The organism is Streptomyces yongxingensis (assembly GCF_055597465.1).
The window spans coordinates 11,197,651-11,214,245 of the sequence record NZ_CM145717.1 but is presented as its reverse complement, the minus strand read 5'-3'; the positions used below and the strand labels follow the sequence as shown (position 1 = coordinate 11,214,245).

Below are 16,595 nucleotides of genomic sequence, written 5' to 3'. Positions count from 1 at the left end.
GAAGTCGCCATGGCAACCAAGCGCTATACCGGTTACCAGTCCTTCTCGTACCTGGAAGCCGGAAAGGACTACACCGAGTTCACGCCCTCGGCCGATGTGGACCGGCTGCCGGAGCACCACCTCGGACTGACCGCCGATGAGCAGGAACGGGCCGAGCGCCTCCTGACCGAAAACATCGCGGTATCGCTCCACGACCACCCGGTACGCCTCCCTCAGAAGGCCAAGACGGAACTGCTCCAGTGGAACCGCGAGGCCCGCCTCGCCTACGGCTACGAAGGACTGAGCCGGTCCGGACTGGACGCCGTGTTCGACAACCTCGGCTGGGGCGCCTGCGAGTCCCGGAACGGGTGGAAGTGGGACGACGTCATCACCGACCTTGGAATGCGCTTTTGCGACTTCGCCCACCAGGACTACGTCATCCGCGCCGAGTCGGTCGCCGACATCCGGCGCGCGCACGCCGAAGGCCAACTCGCCGTGGTCGCCGGCCTCGAGGGAGCGGCGCTGATCGAGAACGAGATCGACCGGCTCGACGTGCTCCACGGACTGGGCGTCCGGCAGATCGGCATCGCCTACAGCGACGCGAACTCCCTCGGCAGTGGTCTGCGAGAGAAGACAGACGGGGGCCTGACCTCGCTCGGACGGCGCGCGGTCCGCCGGATGAACCAGCTCGGCATCGCCATCGACCTCTCACACGCCGGGGACCGGACCGCGCTCGAGGTGATCGAGGCCAGCGACAAACCCGTACTGATCACGCACGCCGGGGCACGGGGAGTGTGGAACACCGCGCGGATGAAACCCGACGAGGTCATCCGCGCCTGCGCCGAAAAAGGCGGCATGATCGGCATCGAAGCGGCCCCCTACACCACCGTCAGCCCGCAGCACCGCCGCCACACCATCGAGTCCGTGATGGACCACTTCCGCTACTGCGTCAACCTGGTCGGCATCGAGCACGTCGGATTCGGCCCGGACACCTTCTTCGGGGACCATCTGGACCTGCACCACGTGATGAGTCACAAATGGGGAGTCACCGACACCATCCGATCGGGCCCCGAATTCGAGGCCATCGAATCCGTAGCCGGGCTGGAAAACCCCGGCGAATGCTTCCGCAACATCACCCGCTGGCTCGTGAAGCACGGATACTCGGACAAGGACATCTCAGCAGTCATCGGCGGCAACGCACTGCGGGTGCTCGAGAAAATCTGGTGAACCGCTGACAAACGCAGCAGCGCACGCCAGGAGCATCCTCACAACTTCCAATCCTTCTCTCACGGAGCAGTGGTGCAAAAGAAAATTCTCAGCGCCGCTATGATCGGCCACGCCGTCGAATCCTACGACTTCGTCATCTATGGCTCCTCAGCGACAATCATCGCCGAACACTTCTTCCCCGAAGACAATCCGACCCTGGCGATCCTGTCGACCCTAGCCGTCTACGGCATCGCCTTCGTGGTCCGCCCTGTCGGCGCCGCCGTCTTCGGCAGCATCGGCGACCGTCTTGGCCGGCGCACCGCGCTGTCCACCGTGGTACTGATCATGGCGATCTCGACCGCCGCGATCGCGCTGCTGCCCGGTTACAGCACAGCCGGGATCGCCGCCCCGCTGCTGCTGCTGTGCTGCCGGCTCGCCCAAGGGATATCAATGGGAGCCGAATACACCAGCGCAGCGTCCTACGTCATGGAACAAGCCCCTGCGAACAGGCGCGGACTGTGGATCAGCGCCGTAGGCAGCGCCTCCTTCATCGGCTCCGCATTCGCCGCCTTCGCGCTCCTCGCCCTCCACTCGGCATCACCACACGCCTACACGGAATGGACCTGGCGGATCGCCTTCCTCTTCGGAGGCCTCATGGCCCTGGTCGGCCTCTACATGCGCCTCAGCCTCGAGGAGACCAGCACCTTCCGGAACCTGGAAGCCCGCGGCGGAACCTCGGCCAGCCCCGTCAGGGAGTCATTCCGCAACTGGCGCCTCTTCCTCGTCCTGTTCACCATCTTCGCCCTCCTCGCCGTGGTCGTCCACAACCTCCTGGGCTACCTGCCCACCTACCTCATCACCACCGGCGGCCTCCCCGAGGTCACCGTACTCGTCGCAGGCGGCACCGCCCTCCTCCTGTGTACAGGCTTGTGCATCCTCACCGGCGCCCTCACCGACCGCATCGGACGCAAACCACTACTGATCACCGGAGTGGTTATCGCAGTCACGGGCTCCGTACCCGCCTACATCCTCGCCAGCTACGGAACACTCCTCACCACACTGGCCGCAGAAACCCTGCTCATCATCCCCGCCGCCCTCATCGGCATGCCAGCCACCGTCATGGCCATAGAACTCGTCCCACCCCACATCCGCACCACCAGCACAGCACTCGCCTACAACACCGCCTACGCCGTATTCGGCGGCACTGCCCCACTCCTCGGAGCGCTCCTCACCCAACACTTCGGGCAACTGGCACCCGGCACCTACATCGCAGCCCTCGCAGCCGCCGCACTCATCATCATCACCACCGCACTACCCGAAACTCGCAACCACACGACAACCACACCCCAGCCACACAAACACGACCGCGAATCTTCCAGCCTACGACCCACCCCCTAAGTAGGGTCGGGGACTGGCGCGGTGGCTTCCGCTCCGTTTCCAGTCCCCGCCGCTTCAAACCATGCGTGCGGTTCTCCCGCACACGGCTTTCCAACATCGTTCATCGGCTGGCATGCACCGTCGCCCCGTGCACGTTTGCGGTAAGGCGGTAGACCCCGAGCCGGGTGATCCATCCGTAGGTGGGAGCCTCCGTGGACGCGGCCCTGGAACTGATGGTCGACACCGATGTGGCCGCCGCCGTGTTGTCCATCTCCTCGCCCGGAGTGCATTTCGGTGACGACAGCCTCGGCAGGAACAAGCGGCCGCGGCCTGGCGCTCGCGCTATCGCCAGGCGCGAGCCTCCGCAGCGGCGGCGCAGCGACCCCTGGCAGTGAGGCCCCATCGGATAGGGCCCCTGCCGCGGCTCCGGCCAGAGTGACTATCAGCGGATGGGTGAGCACCGGACGCGGCCAGCATCGGCCGGTCGGTTGTCCAGGAGGTGGTCCTTGTCGTGAGTGTCCCGCGTGTCCATGGCCTGGCCCGATCATCGCGCCTGGGCCAGGGCACTCCGTGTCATCAGACGTGAGAACTCAACCGGCTTCGGCGCGGTGCCCGCTCATCACTGCCAGGCTTTCGTCCCGGATGGGGTGTGAGGTGTCACGGTCAGGGCGGTAAGGAGCCAGGGTGGGTTCGGGCAGGGATGTGGTGAGTTCAGCGGCGGCGAGGGCGGCGAGGAGCGGGGCGAGGGTGACGCCGCTGTGGGTGGTGATGGTGTAGAGGCCGGGAGCCTGGGGATGCGGGCCGACCAGGGGAAGGCCGTCTTCGGGAACGGGGCGGACACCGATCCGGGTACCCCCCAGGGAGCGGAAGGCGGGCAGGATCGCGGCGCACCGGCTGAGGAGGTCCGCTTCGGGCGGCACATCAGTTGACGCGGTCGGGGCGAGGAGGGCGTCGACCGGCCAGGAGATGGCGCAGACCCGGTTGCCCGGGGCGGGGCGCAGATCGACGCCGGGGGTCGCGACAATGGCGCGCAGCGGCTCGGCGAGCGGGACGGACTCGCCCACCAGACCGGGGATCTGGCGCAACGGTAGCCGTACCCCGGCGAGTTCGGCGATGCGCCCGGCGTCGGGGCCCGCACAGTTGACGATGTGGTCGGCCTCGAAGCGCCGGCCCCGTGCCTCGGCGCCGCGTACCCGCTCACCGTCCAGCAGCAAGGCGGTGACGGGACTGTCGTAGCGGATGTCGGCGCCCAGGGCCGCGGCCCGGTCGAGGAGGGTGCGCGCGAGGAGGGGGGCGTCGTACCAGGCGGCGTCGTCGTGCACGACGAGTTCGGTGGCGCGGCAGGAGGCAGGGTCAACGGCAGGTGCGAGAGTGCGCAGCTCGCCGGGGTCGGCGGTGCGGCAGGGGTGCCCCCAGCCCGCGAGGCGCTCGGCACGCGCGCGGAGGACGCGCTGTTCCTCCTCGGTGTGGCCCCACTGGACGAGCGGCGCGGGATGGCGCCAGCCGACGGCTCCTGTGCCCCCGTGGATCTCGTGTTCCAGCTCCCGGTGGAGCGCGGCGCTGCGCCGGTTGAGCAGGAAGTAGGAGTGGGGGGTCTTCAGATGGGTGACGTCGATGGAGAAGGTGGCGCTGGAGGTGCCCGGCGTGCGACCGCCGGCGTCGAGCACGGTGACGCGGACACCTGCCTCGGCCAGGCGGTGGGCGGTGGCGGCGCCTATCACTCCGGCGCCGATGACGAGGGCACGGGTCATGGAGACTCCTTCGGTGGCGGTCAGGTGTGGGCGGTCGGAGAGCGCGCCCGGCGGTCGGGAAACCCTGCCGGGGAGGGACGGAGAATCCCGGCGAGGTGGTCAGAAAACCTTGCTGAGGAAGGCGCGGGTGCGTTCGTGGCGCGGGTCGCTCAGCACGTCCGCCGGCGGGCCGGTCTCGACGACGGCTCCGTCGTCCATGAACACCAGCGAGTCGCCGACCTCGCGGGCGAAGCCCATCTCATGGGTGACGACGACCATGGTCATGCCATCGTCGGCGAGCGCTCGCATCACCTCCAGCACCTCTCCGACGAGTTCGGGGTCGAGCGCGGAGGTGGGCTCGTCGAAGAGCATCAGTTCGGGCTTCATCGCCAGCGCGCGGGCGATGGCCACCCGCTGCTGCTGGCCGCCGGAGAGCTGGGCGGGGTAGCTGCCCGCCTTGTCGGCGAGGCCGACGCGGTCGAGCAGTTCCGCGCCGCGTTCGCGTGCCTGTTTCTTCGGCACCTTCCTGACCTGGACGGGGGCCTCGATGACGTTTTCCAGCGCGGTCATGTGCGGAAAGAGGTTGAAGCGCTGGAAGACCATGCCGATGCCCTGGCGGCGTCGTGCGACGGCCTTCTCTCTCAGCTCGTGGAGCTTGCCGTCCCGCTCTTCGTAGCCGACGAGCTCGTCACGGACGTACAGGCGTCCCCGGTCGATGGTCTCCAGATGGTTGACGCAGCGCAGGAAGGTGGACTTGCCGGACCCGGAGGGGCCCACCAGACACATCACCTCCCCGGGGGCGACGGTCAGGTCGATGCCCTTGAGCACTTCGGTGCGGCCGAAGCTCTTGTGCACGCGCTCGGCTCTGATCACGGCTGGTGTCAACGTGCGCTCTCCTTACGGTGGTTCCGGGCCGCGGCGCGCAACCGCTGGAGCGGGGTGGGCGGCAGGTCGCGGTGAGCGCCGCGGCCGAAGCGCCGTTCCAGGTAGTACTGGCCGACGCCCAGCACGGAGGTCGCCACGAGGTACCAGAAGCAGGCGACGACCAGCAGCGGAACCTGCTGGAAATTGCGTGAGTAGATGCCCTGGATCGAGGTCAGCAGTTCGGGCACGGCGATCGCGAAGACCAGCGAGGTGGTCTTCAGCATGGAGATCACCTGATTGCCGGTGGGCGGGATGATGATGCGCAGTGCCTGCGGTAGCACGATGCGGCGCAGGGTCTGTCCGCGGGACATGCCCAGCGCCTGGGCGGCCTCGTTCTGGCCGTCGTCGACGGAGGTGATGCCCGCGCGGACGATCTCGGCCATGTACGCCGCCTCGTGCAGCCCGAGGCCGAGGACGGCGGCGGTGAGCTGGGTGATGAGGTCGTTCGTGTCGGCCCGCACGAATGTCGGCCCCCAGGGGATGCCGAGGCCGATGGTGGGGACGACCGCGGAGAGGAAATACCAGAAGAGGAGCTGGACCAGCAGCGGGGTGCCGCGGAAGAGCCAGATGTAGCACCAGCTGAGCTGGGAGAGTATCGGGTTGGCGGACATCCGCAGGATGGCGAGGACGACGCCGCCGAGGATGCCGACTGCCATGGCGAGGCACGTCAGCAGCAGCGTGGTCCGCAGCCCCTCCATAATCACTGGCGAGAAGAGGAACTCACCGACGGTCCCCCACTGCATACGGGGATTGGTGATCCAGCCCTCCAGGAGGAAGACCAGCAGGAAGGCCACGACGACCGCGGCGACGCGCTGCCCCGGACGGCGCGGCGGGACGGGGCGCAGGGACTCGGCGGCGTCGCCGGAGTCCGCCCGGATGAGGGTCTCGGTCATGCCGCACCCCCGTTCACCGTGGCGCTCTTCAGGGCTCCGGAGCTGATGTTCCACTGCTTGAGGATCTTCGCGTAGGTGCCGTTGTCGATGAGTTTCTGCAGGGCACCGCGGATAGCCCGTACCAAGGCCGGCTCCTCCTTGTTGATCAGGATTCCGTAGGGCAGGAAGCGGTACGGCTCACCGGCCGTACGGAACCTTCCGTGCGACATCTCCGCCTGGTAGACGACGGTGGGGGTGCCGCCGACGAACGCGTCGGCGCGGCCCGTGGACAGCGCCTGGAAGCAGCCGACGGAGTCGGGGAAGACCAGTTTCTCCAGCCCCGGCTTGCCGTTTGCCGCACACTTCTCGGCCTGCGCCGCCACATCGTCCACCTGCGAGGTGCCCTGCTCGACGGCCACCTGGCTGCCGCACAGGCTGGTGAGTGAGCGGATGTTCCCGGCGGCCTTCCTGGAGGCGAGGATCGAGCTGCTGGTCTTCATGTAATCGACGAACGTGACCTGCGACTGGCGCTCCTTCTTGTCGAGCATGGCCTGGATCGCCACGTCGTAGCGTCGGGACCGGACACCGCCGATGATGCTGTCGAAGTTCGCCTGCACCAGGTGCACGCGGACGCCGAGGATTTGGCCGACCGCGTGAATGAGGTCGGGTTCGGCGCCGATGACGGTCTTGTTGTCGATGTCCAGGAGGGACAGCGGTGGGTAGTCGTTGCCGACAGCCGAAGTGATCGACCCTCTGTCGCGAATGTCCCGGGGCAGCAGGGCACGGAGTGCGGGGTCGACACGCTGCTCGGGCACCTTGGACTGGTTGACGGTCGCGGTGCCGCCACAGGCCGTCAGGGTCAACGTGAGCAGCGTCGCGAGCGCGAGGGGAAGTGCGGTGGCGCGGGCTCGCGCATGCCTTCCGGGCACGGTACCTCCCTTCTGGTCCGCTGGTCAGAAGACCGGAGCGGGGCTGGTGAACGCCCAATCTGCGGGATGGCGGCGACCTGGGCAAGAACAGGGAGAATGAACGTTTCCACGCGGAGTGTTAAGTTCGTTTGATGCTGACTCCGCCGCAGCTTCAGGCGATATGCGAGGTGGTCGCCGCAGGCTCGTTCCGTACGGCCGCCCAGCGCCTCGGCTACACCCCCTCCGCCGTCTCCCAGCAGATCTCCGCGGTCGAGCGCGCCCTGGGCGTCTCGCTCTTCGAGCGCTCACCGCGCAGCGTGCGCCCCACCGCGGCCGGGCTCCAGCTCGCCCTGCGCGCGGGACAGCTGCTGGCCGACCTGTCGGCGACGGAGAACGAGATGCGCGCCTACGCCGCGGCCGAGCGAGGGCGGCTGCGGCTGGGGAGCTTCTGGTCCGCGGGGTTCCGGCTGATGCCGACGGTGCTGACGGGGTTCCTCCGCGACCGGCCCGAGGTCGACGTCCGCTACGAGGAAGGCGACCCGCAGGTCACCGTGCCCGCGGTGCTGGAGGGGCGACTGGATCTCGCGGTGGTCTTCGAGTACGGCGTGGTACCGCACAGCTGGCCCGAGGGCCTGGAACACACGCTGGTACGGGAAGAGCCGCTCTACCTCCTCCTCCCCGCGGAACATCCCCTCGCCGGACGGCCGCACATCCGCCTCGCCGACCTGCGGGACGAGCGCTGGATCAGCTACCACGAGGACACCGACGCCGCTCACTGCCTGCGCCACATCTGCGCGGCCGGCGGCTTCCTGCCCGAGGTGCTCTTCCGTACGAACGACTACAACCTGCCCTACGAACTGGTCCGGCAGGGCCTGGGGGTGGCGATAGCACCGGAACTCGCCGTCGTGGGCACCTCCACCTCACCCGACGGATCCGGCACCCGCCTCGTCCGGCTCACCGACTCCGCCCACACCCGTCGGGTCTATGCCACCCGGCGTACCACCGACCCCAACCCCTTCCTCCCTCAGGCCATCGCCCTCCTGCACACCGCCGCGGCCGCCCTGCCCGCGCGGGGCGAAGGCGAGGGCCCCGTGGTCACCGGCTGAACAGCGGTGCGTCGGCAGCGATACGTGCCGCGGTAGCCGGACTCCGCGTCGGCGCGCCGGGCGACATCGCCCGGCACCGGGGTGGCCCGCCGTGGGCCAGACCTTGGACGACAGGTCATCGACCGCCCACGGCGGGCGTGTCCCCGGCGCGGCGTCGGTGGCCGATGCCCTCGTCCGGGATGTCCCCGCTGACCGTGGTCATTTCTCGGTGCCCTACCTCGCCCGCGGGCTGCGCGGTCTGTGTACGGGGGTTCCGCTCCGGCTCCGAGAACCGCGCGCCCTTCCGGCACCGGCAGCGCCCCATCAGGTCGCCGGGCAGCGTCGGGTCCGCCCGATGGGCGACGACGCAGTCGGCCTCCGGGGCCGGTCAGGCGCCGTTTCAGCGAACCCCAGCGGCGGAGCGGATCAGTGTGCCGGCCGGCCGTGCTCGTTCTCGCCGACAACCGCGGTACCGATGGTCCCCGAGGCCCAGTCGGGCTCCCGGTAGTCGACGGCCGCCGGCAGGGCGAAGACGGCCACCAGGGCGGAGACGGCGCACGCGGCCGTCATGTACCAGCCGAAGCTCACATCGCTGCCCGTCAAGTCGTGCAGCCAGACGGCGACCAGACCGGCCGTCGAGCCGATCAGCGAGGTGCCGACGTTGAAGTTGAGCGCGGCCGCGCTGGACCGCACCTCCGGTGGGAAGCTGAGCACGCAGGCGACGTTCAGCGGTGCCGCCACCAGGTTGTTGAGCACCGTGAACACCACGACCGCGAGAGTGGCCAGGACGATGGACCTGCTGCCGATGGCCATGAAGGTGGGCACGGTCAGTACCACGAACAGGCCATAGCCCACCAGCAGCGGCAGCCGGGCGCCGTACCGGTCCGCCAGCACCCCGCCCCAGACGCTGGGCAGCGGTCCCACGGCGTAGGTGAGCATGGAGGCCAGCAGCGCCAGCGAGGTGGGGAATCCCGCGCTGATCAGGGCAGTCACCAGGTACGCCTGGATGGTGTACGAGCCGATGCGCTGTCCGGCCCCCAGCCCGATGGCCTTGAGCATGTCGCGCCAGTACAGGCGCACCGCGTCCCGCAGCGGTGTCTGCTTCGCCTCGACGGCGTCGACCTGCCGCTTCATCTGCTCGAACTCGGGGGTCTCGTCGAGCCGGTTGCGGATGTAGAAGCCGATGAACGCCATAGGGATGGCCAGCAGGAAGGGGATCCGCCATCCCCAGCTCTCGAAGGTCGGCGCCGGCATGACGACGGTGAGCACGAAGGCGACGCCGGAGCCGAGCAGCGAGCCCACCGAACAGGTCGCGTTCATCAGCCCGGCCAGGTAGTTGCGGCGCCGGCTGCCGGGTTCGTGCTCGAGCAGGAACTGGGCGGCGGTGGTGTACTCCACACTGGCGCCCAGCCCTTGGAGTACCCGGGAGAACAGCAGCAGGACGGGCGCGGCCGCCCCGATCGCCGCGTAGGTGGGCAGCAGACCGATCCCGGCGGTGCCGACGCTCATCAGGGAGAGGGTGAGGATCAGTACCCCGCGGCGGCCCCTGCGGTCGGCGAGCGGCCCGAGGAGCACCGCTCCGAGCGGGCGGATGAAGTAGGACAGCGACACCCCGACGTAGGTGGAGAACAGCGCCACCATCCCGTCGCCGGACGGGAAGAACAGCTTGGCCAGCACCGCCGCCAGCGTTCCGTACAGGGTGAAGTCGTAGTACTCGACGACGTTGCCGATCATGGTGGACCCGTACACCCGGCGCCGGGTGCTCCTGGCGGGAACGGCAGCGCGGGGGGAGGCGTCGGCGGTGTTCATCAGCGCTCCCCCGGACAGCCGAGGTGGCCTGGGTAGTGACATTCCGCCGCACGGCGGGAGATCTTGCCTTCGGCGAGGTCACGGGCGACGGCCTCGGGGGCGCGGTCCCGCGGACGGCCGTAGCCGCCCGCCCCCGCCGTCTCGATGGTCACACTCTCGCCCGGCCGCAGCACGGTGTACCCGTGGTCGACGGGCCGGGCGCCCTCGCTGAGCACGACCTTCGCCGTGGCGCCCTCGGTGCCCCCGCGCAGCCCCCAGGGGTGGGAGGTCTGACGGCTGGTATCCACCCAGAAGTGCACCTCGTCGCTCTCCACCCGCACCGTCCGCCGGATGCCGAGGCCGCCGCGGAACTCCCCCGCGCCGCCGGAGTCGTCGATCAGCTCGTACGCCTCAATGACCAGCGGGTACTCGGTCTCCAGGCTCTCCACCGGCAGGTTGGAGGTGTTCGTCATGTGGACCTGCACCCCGTCCAGTCCGTCCTTGGTGGCCCGGGCGCCGGAGCCGCCGCCGATGGTCTCCAGATAGACGAACTCCTTGCCGGTGAGCGGGTTGAGTCCGGAGAAGTGCACCCCGGTGTTGGCGCCGTTGCTCGCCGCGGTGACCCGGTCCGGTACGGCGGGGGCCAGTGCGCCGTGGATCAGGTCGACGATGCGCTGGCAGGTCTCGCTGCGCCCGTTGACCGCCGCCGGATAGCGGCAGTTGACGATCGAGCCGGTGGGCGCGTCGATGTGGATGGCGCGGTACATCCCGGCGTTGGGCACGATGTCGGCGTCGATGAGGCTCTTGACCGAGTAGTAGACGGTGGCGTACAGCGCGGTCCACACCACATTGACGCTGGCCCGCACCTGCGGTGGGTTGCCGGCGAAGTCGAAGAACATCTCCTCCCCGGCGACGCGCACGGCCACCCGCAGTTCGCGCTCCACGTCCAGCTCCGGGCAGTCGAACAGGTCGGTGAAGTGGTAGGAGCCGTCGGGGATGGCGCCGATCGCGGCCCGGGTGCGCCGCTCGGTGTAGTCGAGCAGTGCGTCCCCGGACCGCACCACGACGTCCCGGCCGTAGCGCTCGCACAGCTCCCGGTAGCGCAGCACCGCGAGCCGGTTCGCGGACTCCTGGGCCCGCAGGTCGGCCCGGCGCTCGTCCGGCACCTGGCAGTTGAGCAGGATCAGCGAGAGCAGTTCCTCCTGCTGCACCCCGGCCCGCACCAGCCGCACCGGTGGGATGCGCAGCCCCTCCTGGAAGATATGGGCGTGGCCGCGGTCGCCGAAGTCGGCGTGATGGGCCAGGGTGGCCGCCCAGGCAGTCAGCTCTCCGGCCACGAAGACCGGGGTGGCCAGCACGATGTCCGGCAGGTGCGAGCCGCCGCCGTTGTACGGGTCGTTGCCGATGAAGACATCGCCGTCCCTGATCTCCTCGACCGGGAACCGTTCCAGGATGGAGCCGACGATCCCCATCAGCGAGCCCAGGTGCAGGGGTGAACCGCCCTCGTCCTGGGCGATGCCGTTGCCCGCGGTGTCGAACAACCCGGCGGTGCAGTCCCGGCGTTCCTTGATGTTGGTGGAGAACGCGGCCCGCACCAGGGTGCCGCTCATCTCCTCCACGATGGTGGCGAGTGCCGAGCCGATCACCTCGACCAGGACACCGTCGAGTTCCCGTTGTGCCGCCACGGTCAGCTCCCTTGCGTTCGAATGATCAGGTTGCGCAGGTCGTCCACCTCGCAGGTGTCGCCGGGCAGCAGCAGGGTGGTGCTGTCCATCTGCTCGATGACTGCCGGCCCGGTGATCCGGTGTCCCACCTCGAGCCGTCCCCGGTCGTACACGGGGCAGTCCACCGGGGCGCCGGTCTCCTTCAGATACACCTGGCGGCGGGCCGTCACCGCCTCGGCGGGAGTGCCGCCGCGGGGCGCGGACCGCACGATCCCGGCGCGGGAGACCGCGCCCACCGCCTGCGCCCGGAAGGTCACCGCCTCGATGGACTCGTCGGCCAGCCGGTAGCCGTACATGCGGTCGTGGGCGTCCTGGAAGTCCGCCCGCAGCCGGCGGACGGTGTCCTCGGTGACCGGGCCGTCCGGAAGGGGCACGCCGAGTTCGTAGTTCTGGCCCCGGTAGCGCATGTCCACGCCTCGGGTGATGCTCCGGCGGGCCGGGTCGATGTCCTCGCTGTCGAACCAGGCGGTCGCGCTCGCGGTCAGTTCGTCGAGTACCTCGGACAGCTGGTCGACGGTGTCCTCGTGCACCGCCACCCGCCGGGTGCGCATGAAGTCGCTGCGCACATCGGTCATCAGCAGCCCCAGCGCCGACTGCGCGCCCGGGGTCTCCGGGACCACGACGGTGGTGCAGCCCAGTTCGGCGGCGAGCCGGGCCGCGTGCAGCGGACCGGCGCCGCCGAAGGGCACGAGCGCATAGTCGCGCGGGTCGTAGCCGCGGTGCACCGAGATGACCCGGATGGCCCGCGCCATGTTGGCGGTGACGACGTCGATGATGCCCTGCGCGGTGTCCGGCACGGAGAGGCCGAGCCGCTCCGCCAGACGCGCCACCGCGCGGTGGGAGGCGGCATGGTCGATCTTCAGCTGGCCGTTGAGCAGGTATTCGGGGTTGAGCACCCGCAGGACCACGTTGGCGTCGGTGACGGTTGCCTCGTCGCCGTGGCCGTAACAGGCCGGACCGGGGAACGCGCCGGCGCTGGTCGGTCCCACCCGTAGGTGTCCGCCGCTGTCGATCCAGGCGACGGATCCGCCGCCCGCGCCCACGGTGTGGATGTCCAGCATGGGCGAGCGCACCGGACGCCCGTCGATCTCCAGGCTTGCGGTGACCTTGGGCTCGCCGTGCTGCACCAGCGAGACGTCGGAGGAGGTCCCGCCCATGTCGAAGGTGATGATGTCGCCGAACCCGGCGGCCGAGCAGATCGCCGCGGCGCCCACCACCCCGGTGCTCGGACCGGACAGCACCAGTCGCACCGGCAGCCGTTCGGCGGTGACGAACGGGATGACGCCACCGTTGGACTGGGTCACATGCGGGTCGCAGCGGAGCCCGGACGCGGCCAGCGTGGAGCGCAGCCGGGCCAGGTAGTCGGCGACCACGGGCCCGATGTAGGCGTTGGTGACCACGGTGGACAGCCGCTCGAACTCACGGAACTCCGGCAGCACCTCGCTGGACAGCGAGACGTGGGCCTCGGGCATCTCATCGCGGATGATCTCGCCGATCGCCCGTTCGTGGTCCGGGCGGACGTAGGCGTACAGCAGACAGACCGCGACGGAGGCCACCCCCTGGGTCTTCAGGGCGCGCACTGCCTCCCGTACCTCGTCCGGGTCCAGTGGGATCTCCACCCGGCCGTCGTGCCGGACCCGCTCGGTCACCTCCATCCGCAGGTCGCGGGGGACGAACGGGGCGGGCTTGTCCGCCTGGGCGTCGTACATGTCCGGGCGGCGGCCGCGGCCGAGTTCGAGCAGGTCCCGGAAGCCCCGGGTGGTGATCAGGCCGGTGCGCACACCGCGCCCGGTGAGCAGTGCGTTGGTGCCGACCGTGGTGCCGTGGGCGAAGTAGCCGACCTCGGCCGTCTCTCGGCCGCCGATCTGGTCGAGGAGTTCGCCGAGTCCGCGCACGATGGCCCGGCCGGGGTCGTCCGGCGTGGAAGAGACCTTGCGTACGTGGATCCGGCCGGTCGCCTCGTCGTACGCGCACACGTCCGTGAAGGTGCCACCGGTGTCCACACCGATTCTCAGGCTCATGGATGCCTTCTCATGGGTATCGACTTCCCGTTCCGGGAACGTTCCCGGAAAGTGGGCGTCACTCTAGGCAGCCACATCAGGGTGGTCAAGGCTCTGGACGAGCTTGTTCGCCGCAGCAACACGCGGCTGACACGGTGCACACCGCGCGGACGATTGACCGCCTTCGACGGCGGCGCGTATGGTCGGCGCCAGAAACTCCGGGAACGTTCCCGGAGCCAACGCGGACTTCGACCACCCCGGAACGACACACTCCGGCGGTTCGGTTCCGGACAAGGGAAGAGGCATGACTTCAGGAGCACAGCGGATTCGCGTGGTCGTCCTCGGCGGCGGCGTTATGGGCGTCTCCACGGCACATCAGCTGACCCGGCGCGGCGCGGCCGTCACACTGGTGTCGGACACCGCCCTGGCCGGTGGCGCGTCCGGGCGCTCGCTCGCCTGGCTGAACTCCGCCGCCGTCCGCTCCCCCGAGTACCACCGGCTGCGGATGCTGGGCATGGACCGCTATCGCACCCTGGCCGCCCGCACACCCGGCCTGGGCTGGCTGCGCTTCGACGGAGGACTGGCCTGGGGGACGGCCGGGCAGGAAGCGGAGTTCCGCGCGCGGTTCGCCCACCAGCAAGCCATCGGTTACCAGACGGAGTGGCTCTCCCCGGCCGAGATCGCGGCCGTGACGCCCGGTGTCGACGCGGCCGCCGTGCCGGAGTGCGGAGCGATCTTCAACCCGGGTGAGGGCTGGGTGGACCTGCCGTCCCTGATCGGGCTGCTGGCCGAGGAGTTCACCGGGCTGGGCGGCGAGCTGGTGACCGACGCGGGCCCCGCCTCCGTGCACACCGCGGGGGACCGGGTGACCGGTGTGCGCACCGCGTCCGGGCGGAGCTTCGACTGCGACGCGGTGGTCCTGGCCACCGGAGCGGACACACCCGCCGTGCTGCGCACGCTCGGGGTGTCCCTCGCGGACCGCACCCCCATCTCGCTGCTGGTGCGCACCCGGCGGGTCGGCGTTCCGCTGCGCGCCGTGCTGAACACTCCACGGGTGTCGATCCGGCCGACCCCGGACGGTGCGCTGGTGTTGGACTCGGGCTGGTCCGAGGAGGAGGTGGTGTGCCATGAGGACGGCACGTTCGACATCCGCCGGTCCACCGTGGACGGGCTACTGGCGGAGGCGTCGGCGGTGTTGGCCGGCACGCCCCGGCTTCCGCTGGAGTCGTACGCGGCCGGGCCCAAGCCGATCCCCGCGGACGGTGAACCCGTACTGGGGCCGCTGGAGGAGATCGCCGGCTGCCACGTGGCGTTCACCCACAGCGGTGCCACCCTCGGCCTGATCGCCGGTGAGCTGCTGGCCGACGAGGTCCTGACCGGCCGCTCCCATCCGCTGCTCACCGCCTTCCGCCCGGGGCGGTTCCACCCGCGGGAGGACCGGACGCCCGGCACCGACGGTGGTTGAATGTGGCGTTGAGGCGAGCCAACGGCGTGCCGTGACACAGAGAGGGGTACGTGCTGTCGTGACGCGACCCGCGCACCAGTCCGTGACCATCGTCGATGTGGCGAAGGCCGCCGGGGTGTCGAAGTCCACGGCCGGACGCGCGCTCGCCGGGGCCCCCGAGGTCAGCGCGCGGACGCGGGACAACGTCGTCCGGGTGGCGGCGGAACTGGGCTACCGGCCCAACCAGGTGGCCCGCAGCATGATCACCGGCACTACCGAGACGGTCGGTGTGGTGATCCCGGAGATGAGCAACCGCTTCTTCTCCGCCGCGCTGCAGAGCATCGCCCGCACCATCCGGAAGCACGGCTACGAGCTGCTGGTCAGCAGCACCGAGGGCGAACCGGCACTGGAGCGCCGGTCGGTGGAGGTGCTGTCCACCAAGCGGGTGGACGGCCTGATCGTGGCGCCCGTCGGCGGAGCCGACGCCGATCACCTCCGGCGCCTCACCGAGGACGGCACCGCGCTGGTCCTGCTGGACCGCCCGGCCCCCAAGGCCACCAGCGCGAGCTTCGTGTCGGTCAACAACATCGAGGCGTCTCGGCTCGCGGTGGACCATCTGATCGGTCTGGGGCACCGTCACATCGGGATCATCAGCGAGGCGCGCCCGGACAGCGCGCTGGCCGGGGCCACGGAGCTCGAGCCCACCGCCCACTGGCCCAGCACCCTGCGACTGGCCGGGTATCTGCGGGCGATGACCGACGCGGGCCTGACGGTGCGCCCCGGACACATCGCGCACAGCGCGTATTCCAGCGCCGCCTCCTATGCCGCGGCCACCAGGCTGCTGCGGGCCACTCCCCCGGTCACCGCGATCTACTGCACCGACAACGTGCTGTCGGCCGGCGCGTTCGCGGCGCTCCAGGACAGCGGACGGGACTGCCCCGGCGAGGTGTCGCTGATCGGCTTCGACGACCACGAGTGGGCCCCCCTGGTCCGGCCCCGGCTGACGGTGGTGGCCCAACCCACCGAGGTCATCGGGATCACGGCGGCCGAGGACCTGCTGGCCGCCATCGCCGACCCCACGCGCGAACCGGCCACCCATCTGTTGCCCGCTCGCCTCATCACACGGGACTCCACGGCGCCCCCGAGCCCCGCCGCGATCGGCGGCTGACCGTCAGGGACGGAGCACGGCGCTCACCGCAGCCGGCGGGTGGCCCGTGAAGACCATGTCCGTCGGACGAAGGCGAACACGCCGCCCCCGGCCTCCGGGATCGACACTTGTCCTGTCGAAGCACATCTGTCAGATAGCGAGCCGTTGACGTGCTGTGATGCCAGGTCGTTTGAGAAGGCGGAGGCCCGGGGTTCCGCTGGGAGGGCTGCTGCAGGACGCCGGGCCCGCCCTGCCCGCATCACCCGCGCACGCCACCCGCACCGGGCCGGTAGAGATCACGCCGTACGCCTCCACGGCGGTCGACCCGCACCAGACAAGCCGACCCCGGCCGCAACGATCTCAACTGGTCGTGCCGCCAGGGCGGTTGCCGGTCGAGGAGGGGCTGATCGG

General features: G+C 69.9%; 13 protein-coding genes. 6 read left to right on the top strand and 7 right to left on the bottom strand.

The annotated features are described in order from the left end of the window. The first annotated feature begins 9 nt into the window (after positions 1-9). The 3 genes from ACZ6TD_RS47675 (at position 10) to ACZ6TD_RS47665 (ending at position 2,957) form a co-directional block, all read left to right on the top strand. Positions 10-1,206, top strand: coding sequence for a dipeptidase (locus ACZ6TD_RS47675; RefSeq protein ID WP_471348477.1), 1,197 nt, complete (start codon positions 10-12; stop codon positions 1,204-1,206). 72 nt (positions 1,207-1,278) lie between these two features. After that, a complete protein-coding gene (locus tag ACZ6TD_RS47670; RefSeq protein ID WP_471348475.1) occupies positions 1,279-2,583 on the top strand; it encodes an MFS transporter in 1,305 nt (434 codons plus the stop codon). Positions 2,584-2,774: 191 nt separating this feature from the next. Then, positions 2,775-2,957: a hypothetical protein gene (locus tag ACZ6TD_RS47665; RefSeq protein WP_471348474.1), complete on the top strand. Its 183-nt coding sequence runs from the start codon at positions 2,775-2,777 to the stop codon at positions 2,955-2,957. Between the two features lie 195 nt (positions 2,958-3,152). Here ACZ6TD_RS47665 and ACZ6TD_RS47660 read toward each other — a convergent pair whose 3' ends face one another. The 4 genes from ACZ6TD_RS47660 to ACZ6TD_RS47645 all read right to left on the bottom strand — a co-directional run bounded on the left by ACZ6TD_RS47660 (position 3,153) and on the right by ACZ6TD_RS47645 (position 7,017). Next, the gene (locus ACZ6TD_RS47660; RefSeq protein ID WP_471348472.1) at positions 3,153-4,313 is read right to left on the bottom strand and encodes an NAD(P)/FAD-dependent oxidoreductase; all 1,161 of its coding nucleotides are present in this window, start codon (positions 4,311-4,313) and stop codon (positions 3,153-3,155) included. A gap of 99 nt (positions 4,314-4,412) precedes the next feature. Beyond that, positions 4,413-5,177, bottom strand: coding sequence for an amino acid ABC transporter ATP-binding protein (locus tag ACZ6TD_RS47655; RefSeq protein WP_471348470.1), 765 nt, complete (start codon positions 5,175-5,177; stop codon positions 4,413-4,415). Then, the gene (locus ACZ6TD_RS47650) at positions 5,174-6,109 is read right to left on the bottom strand and encodes an amino acid ABC transporter permease (RefSeq protein ID WP_471348469.1); all 936 of its coding nucleotides are present in this window, start codon (positions 6,107-6,109) and stop codon (positions 5,174-5,176) included. Before ACZ6TD_RS47650 ends, ACZ6TD_RS47655 begins: the two co-directional genes overlap by 4 nt. Beyond that, entirely contained in the window at positions 6,106-7,017 is a 912-nt protein-coding gene (locus tag ACZ6TD_RS47645) for an ABC transporter substrate-binding protein (protein ID WP_471348468.1), read from the bottom strand. The genes ACZ6TD_RS47650 and ACZ6TD_RS47645 overlap by 4 nt, the downstream gene beginning before the upstream one ends. A gap of 131 nt (positions 7,018-7,148) precedes the next feature. Here ACZ6TD_RS47645 and ACZ6TD_RS47640 point away from each other — a divergent pair, with 131 nt between their 5' ends. Next, on the top strand, positions 7,149-8,102 hold the full coding sequence (locus ACZ6TD_RS47640) for a LysR family transcriptional regulator (protein ID WP_471348466.1): 954 nt from the start codon (positions 7,149-7,151) through the stop codon (positions 8,100-8,102). A gap of 405 nt (positions 8,103-8,507) precedes the next feature. Here the strand turns inward: ACZ6TD_RS47640 and ACZ6TD_RS47635 are convergent, their stop codons facing one another. From ACZ6TD_RS47635 to ACZ6TD_RS47625, 3 genes are read right to left on the bottom strand one after another with little or no spacing between them, the layout of a single operon-like run. Then, positions 8,508-9,890, bottom strand: coding sequence for an MFS transporter (locus tag ACZ6TD_RS47635; RefSeq protein ID WP_471348464.1), 1,383 nt, complete (start codon positions 9,888-9,890; stop codon positions 8,508-8,510). After that, positions 9,890-11,554 (bottom strand): hydantoinase B/oxoprolinase family protein, encoded by a 1,665-nt coding sequence (locus tag ACZ6TD_RS47630; protein ID WP_471348461.1) that lies wholly within the window; start codon positions 11,552-11,554, stop codon positions 9,890-9,892. The genes ACZ6TD_RS47635 and ACZ6TD_RS47630 overlap by 1 nt, the downstream gene beginning before the upstream one ends. Before the next feature lie 2 nt (positions 11,555-11,556). Then, a complete protein-coding gene (locus tag ACZ6TD_RS47625; RefSeq protein ID WP_471348460.1) occupies positions 11,557-13,614 on the bottom strand; it encodes a hydantoinase/oxoprolinase family protein in 2,058 nt (685 codons plus the stop codon). A gap of 283 nt (positions 13,615-13,897) precedes the next feature. Between ACZ6TD_RS47625 and ACZ6TD_RS47620 the strand changes: the two genes are divergently transcribed. Beyond that, a complete protein-coding gene (locus ACZ6TD_RS47620; protein WP_471348458.1) occupies positions 13,898-15,058 on the top strand; it encodes an NAD(P)/FAD-dependent oxidoreductase in 1,161 nt (386 codons plus the stop codon). Positions 15,059-15,116: 58 nt separating this feature from the next. Next, positions 15,117-16,205 carry a LacI family DNA-binding transcriptional regulator gene (locus tag ACZ6TD_RS47615; RefSeq protein ID WP_471348456.1) on the top strand — a complete coding sequence of 363 codons (1,089 nt, stop codon included), beginning with the start codon at positions 15,117-15,119 and terminating at the stop codon, positions 16,203-16,205. The last annotated feature ends 390 nt before the right edge of the window (positions 16,206-16,595 follow it).

What these genes read in the sequence shown, in the direction of transcription:
- ACZ6TD_RS47675 (WP_471348477.1), top strand. Translation starts at nt 10, where the DNA reads ATGGCAACCAAGCGCTATACCGGTTACCAGTCCTTCTCGTACCTGGAA.
- ACZ6TD_RS47660 (WP_471348472.1), bottom strand. Translation starts at nt 4,313, where the DNA reads ATGACCCGTGCCCTCGTCATCGGCGCCGGAGTGATAGGCGCCGCCACC.
- ACZ6TD_RS47650 (WP_471348469.1), bottom strand. Translation starts at nt 6,109, where the DNA reads ATGACCGAGACCCTCATCCGGGCGGACTCCGGCGACGCCGCCGAGTCC.
- ACZ6TD_RS47640 (WP_471348466.1), top strand. Translation starts at nt 7,149, where the DNA reads ATGCTGACTCCGCCGCAGCTTCAGGCGATATGCGAGGTGGTCGCCGCA.
- ACZ6TD_RS47635 (WP_471348464.1), bottom strand. Translation starts at nt 9,890, where the DNA reads ATGAACACCGCCGACGCCTCCCCCCGCGCTGCCGTTCCCGCCAGGAGC.
- ACZ6TD_RS47625 (WP_471348460.1), bottom strand. Translation starts at nt 13,614, where the DNA reads ATGAGCCTGAGAATCGGTGTGGACACCGGTGGCACCTTCACGGACGTG.
- ACZ6TD_RS47620 (WP_471348458.1), top strand. Translation starts at nt 13,898, where the DNA reads ATGACTTCAGGAGCACAGCGGATTCGCGTGGTCGTCCTCGGCGGCGGC.